Genomic DNA, 5015 nt, shown 5'->3' with positions numbered 1-5015 from the left:
CCTAAGTCAAGGGTGTAAACACCACCTCTCAGCGTGGCAAGTCCGAACGCCCCATCAGCCATTCATCGACGGCGCGGGCGCACTGACGGCCCTCGCGAATGGCCCAGACGACTAGGGACTGACCACGCCGCATATCGCCTGCGGCAAAAACGCCATCAACATTGGTGAGATAGGCCTTGGCGCCCTCGGTACTGCCCTTGACGTTACCGCGGGGATCAAGCTCGAGGCCCTTGGCCTCCTGTAGCTCCTCGAGCATCCCCTCATGCACAGGATGCACGAAACCCATCGCCAAGAGCACCAGGTCGGCCTTGAGCTGCGCTTCAGACCCTTCAACCTCGGACATCTGCCAGCGCCCGTTCTCATCCTTGTCCCAGCGCACCAGGACATAGTTTAGGGCCGTCACATTGCCGTCGGCATCGGACTCGAAGGACTTGGTCAGCAGATTCCACAACCGCTCACAGCCTTCCTCCTGCGAGGTCGAGGTGCGCAGCTTGTTCGGCCAGTTGGGCCAAGTCAGCCCCTTGTCTTCTTTCTCCGGCGGCTTGTCGAGGATCTCGATCTGAGTGACCGACATGGCGCCATGACGATTGGAGGTACCGATGCAGTCGGAGCCGGTGTCGCCGCCGCCAATCACGATCACATGCTTGTCGTGGGCGCTGATGAAGTCCTCGTCCGGCACGAATACGCCCTGCACGCGTTTGGAGTTGGCGCGCAGGAAATCCATCGCGAAATGGATGCCGTTGAAGCTGCGGCCGGGGACATCGAGATCGCGGGGCTTCTCCGAGCCACCGGAGAGGACGACGGCGTCGTAGTCGTCGCTCAACTTGCTGACGGGCAGATCGACACCGATGTGGCAATGGGTGTGAAACTCCACGCCCTCGGCGCGCATCTGGCTCATGCGCCGGTCGATCATGGTCTTGGCCAGCTTGAAGTCCGGGATGCCGTAGCGCAGCAGGCCACCAATGCGGTCTTCCTTCTCGTACAACGAGACCGTGTGACCCGCGCGCGCCAGCTGTTGCGCACAGGCCAACCCAGCCGGCCCCGAGCCGACTACCGCAACGCGCTTGCCAGTGCGATGGGTCGGCACCTGCGGCTTGACCCAGCCCTGCTCCCAAGCCTTGTCGGCGATGGCGCGCTCAATCGCCTTGATCGCCACCGGCTGGTCGTCGATGTTCAGCGTACAGCTGGCCTCGCAGGGCGCCGGACAGATGCGCCCAGTGAACTCGGGGAAGTTGTTGGTCGAGTGCAAGACCTCGATCGCCGACTCCCAATCCTGCTGATAGACCAGATCATTCCAGTCCGGAATGATGTTGTTGACCGGGCAGCCCTGATGGCAATACGGAATGCCGCAGTCCATGCAGCGCGCGCCCTGGATGCCGATCTCGGCATCGGTCATCGGCTTGACGAACTCGTTGTAGTGGACGACGCGATCGGAGGCCGGCTGGTAGGCCAGCTCGATGCGCTCATACTCCATGAATCCGGTTGGCTTACCCATGTTCGACAACCTCTCTGAGCTTGGACGGGTGTGGCCGCGACGCACTCGGCGGTCGGCTCTTGCTCGATTGCATCTGCTCGAGCGCCCGCTTGTAGTCGACCGGCATCACCTTGACGAAGCGGCCGAGCATCGCCGGCCAGTCATCGAGGATGCGCCGCGCAACGGCTGAATTGGTGTAGTGCAGATGGCGCGCGATGAGTTGACGCAAGCGCAGCGCATCGTAACGGGTCATATCGTGGCTGACATCGACGAAGCCATGGGTCTCGAGATCGCCGCCCTGATGCTCCAATGCTTCCAGCGCCGCGTCTTCAGCCGCGATCGGCTCCAGCTCGACCATCGCCTGGTTGCAATGATCGGCAAAATTGCCCTTTTCATCCAGCACGTAAGCGACGCCACCGGACATCCCCGCGGCGAAGTTTCGACCCGTTGGCCCCAGGCAGACCATGACGCCACCGGTCATGTACTCGCAACCGTGATCGCCAACGCCCTCGACCACCGCAGTCGCACCCGAGTTACGTACACAGAAGCGCTCGCCAGCGACACCGCGGAAGTAGACCTCGCCCTTGATGGCGCCATAGAGCACGGTGTTGCCGATGATGATGTTGTCTTCGGCACGATCGATGCTGGCGTGCTCGGGTGGGTAGATGATGATGCGCCCACCCGAGAGCCCCTTGCCGACGTAGTCGTTGGCCTCGCCGGCCAGCTCGATGGTCACGCCCTGCGCCAACCAGGCACCGAACGACTGACCGCCGATCCCTTGCGCCTTGATGTAGATGGTATCGTCCGGCAGCCCAGCAAGACCGTAGCGCTCGGCAACGCGCCCCGAGAGCAAGGTGCCGACGGTGCGGTTGAAGTTTTTCACCTCGGTCTCGATGCGCACCGGCTCGCGGTTCTCGAGCGCCGGACCTGCCTGTTCGATCAGCTTGTGGTCAAGCGCCTTGTCCAGGCCATGGTCTTGCCGCTCGGAATTGTAGAGGGCGACCTCGGGGCCAACCTTCGGCTTGGTCAGGATGCGCGAGAAGTCCAAGCCCTTTGCCTTCCAGTGCTCGATCGCACGCCGCATCTCGAGCCGATCCATCTGGCCGACCATCTCGTTGACGGTGCGGAAGCCAAGTCGCGCCATGTACTGACGCATCTCCTCGGCGATGAAGAAGAAGAAGTTGATCACATGCTCGGGCTTGCCGGTGAACTTCTTGCGCAGCTCCGGATCTTGTGTCGCCACGCCGACCGGGCAGGTGTTCAGATGGCACTTGCGCATCATGATGCAGCCTTCGACGATCAACGGCGCGGTGGCGAAGCCGAACTCGTCGGCGCCGAGCAGCGCGCCGATGACGACATCGCGACCGGTGCGCATGCCACCGTCCACTTGCACCGCGATGCGGCCACGCAGCCGGTTCAGCACCAGCGTCTGATGGGTCTCGGCGAGGCCGATCTCCCAGGGCGAGCCGGCGTGCTTGATGGAAGTCAGCGGACTCGCGCCGGTGCCACCGTCATAACCAGCGATGGTGACATGATCCGCATGCGCCTTGGAGACGCCAGCGGCGACCGTACCGACTCCGATCTCGGAGACCAGCTTGACCGAGATCCGCGCCTTCGGATTGGCGTTCTTCAGGTCATGGATGAGCTGCGCCAAGTCTTCGATCGAGTAGATATCATGATGCGGCGGCGGCGAGATCAGGCCGACGCCTGGGGTCGAGTGGCGCACCCGGGCGATCTGCGCGTTGACCTTGTGTCCCGGCAGCTGACCGCCCTCACCCGGCTTGGCGCCTTGGGCGACCTTGATCTGGATGTCATCGGCGTTGACCAGGTATTCGATGGTGACGCCAAAGCGCCCCGAGGCCACCTGCTTGATCGCCGAGCGCTCCGGGTTCATCGAGCCATCCGGCAGCGGCAGGAAGCGCGCAGCCTCCTCGCCACCTTCACCGGTATTCGATTTGCCGCCGATGGCATTCATCGCCTTGGCCAGCGTCGAATGCGCCTCGTGGCTGATCGAGCCGAAGGACATGGCGCCCGTGGCGAAGCGTTTGACGATCTCTTTGGCGGGCTCGACCTCATCGATCGGGATCGGCTCGTCGGCCCACTTCAGGTCCATCAGGCCGCGGAAGGTCAGCAGATGCTCATTCTGCTCGTTGATCAAGCGCGAGTATTCCGCGTAGGTGCTGGCATCGTTGGCCCGCGTCGCGTGCTGCAGCTTGGCGATGGTCTCCGGCGTCCAGACATGGTCCTCGCCGCGCAGCCGGAAGGCGTAATCACCGCCGACATCCAGGTGCTTGCGCAGAATCTGCTCATTGCCATAGCCACGCGAATGCCAAAGCACCGCCTCGCGCGCCACCTCGGCCAAGCCGACGCCCTCGACCATGCTCGGCGTGCCGGTGAAGTACTTGGCGATGAACTCACGGTTCAGACCCACCGCATCGAAAATCTGCGCGCCACAATAGCTCTGGAAGGTGCTGATGCCCATCTTTGACATCACCTTCTTCAGGCCCTTGCCGACCGCCTTGATGTAGCGGCCTTGGGCCTCTTCAAAGCTCAGCTCGCCGGCGCCATCGTTGCGCAGCCGTGGCAGCAGCGACTGGATGGTATCGAAGGCCAGATAGGGGTTGATCGCCTCAGCGCCGTAACCGGCGAGAGTCGCGAAGTGATGCACCTCAAGCGCACCACCGGTCTCGACCACCAGCCCAGAGCTGGTGCGCAGCCCCTGGCGAATCAGATGATGATGCACCGCCGAGGTCGCCAGCAAGGCCGGAATCGGAATGAAATCAGCGTTGGTGTTGCGATCCGAGAGGATCAGGATGTTGTGACCCTCGTGCACCGCCGCTTCGGCCTCTTGGCAGAGTCGTTCCAGCGCTGGTGCCATCCCCTCCGCGCCCTCGGCGGCTGGGTAGACCATGTGCAGGTTCTTGGTACGGAAGGCACCGCCGGAGTTGTCCTGGATGTGGCGGATGCGCTCCAGATCCTCGTTGGTCAATACCGGCTGGTCGACCTCGAGACGCCAATGCTGGCCAGCCTCGTTCAGACCGAGCAGGTTCGGCCGCGGGCCAATCAGCGACACCAGCGACATCACCAGCTCCTCGCGGATCGGGTCGATGGCCGGGTTGGTGACCTGGGCGAAGTTCTGCTTGAAGTAGGTCGAGAGGTGCTTGGAGCGCGATGAGAGCACCGAGGGCGGGTTATCCGCGCCCATCGAGCCGATCGCCTCCTGACCAGTCGCCACCATCGGCGTGAGCAGGAACTTGACGTCTTCCTGGGTGTAGCCGAAGGCCTGCTGGGCATCGAGCAGCACGCTCTCTTCCGGTGCCATCGGCGCAACATCGGTCGGCAGCGAGTCGAGATGGATCTGGGTGCGATCGAGCCATTCCTGGTAGGGCTTGGCCCCGGCCAGCTCGGCCTTGACCTCGGCATCGTCGATGATGCGGCCTTGCTCGAGATCGATCAGGAACATGCGTCCGGGCTGCAGGCGCCACTTCTTGACGATGCGCGCATCATCGATGTCGAGCACGCCCATCTCGGAGCCCATGAC

At 63.1% G+C, this 5015-nt stretch carries 2 protein-coding genes; both read right to left on the bottom strand.

Annotation, left to right across the window (positions count from 1 at the left end; translation table 11 throughout):
• Window positions 1–28 precede the first annotated feature (28 nt).
• Window positions 29–1495, bottom strand: a complete 1467-nt coding sequence (locus tag VBE63_RS24600) for a glutamate synthase subunit beta (RefSeq protein WP_323685651.1) — start codon at window positions 1493–1495, stop codon at window positions 29–31.
• On the bottom strand, window positions 1488–5015 hold a 3528-nt coding region (gene gltB, locus VBE63_RS24595; RefSeq protein ID WP_323685650.1), incomplete at its 5' end, for a glutamate synthase large subunit. The genes VBE63_RS24600 and gltB, both read right to left, overlap by 8 nt.

This window comes from Lamprobacter sp. (genome assembly GCF_034860625.1).
GTDB lineage: Bacteria > Pseudomonadota > Gammaproteobacteria > Chromatiales > Chromatiaceae > Lamprobacter.
The sequence above is the reverse complement of the archived record's forward strand: the minus strand, read 5'-3'. Positions and strand labels throughout refer to the sequence as shown.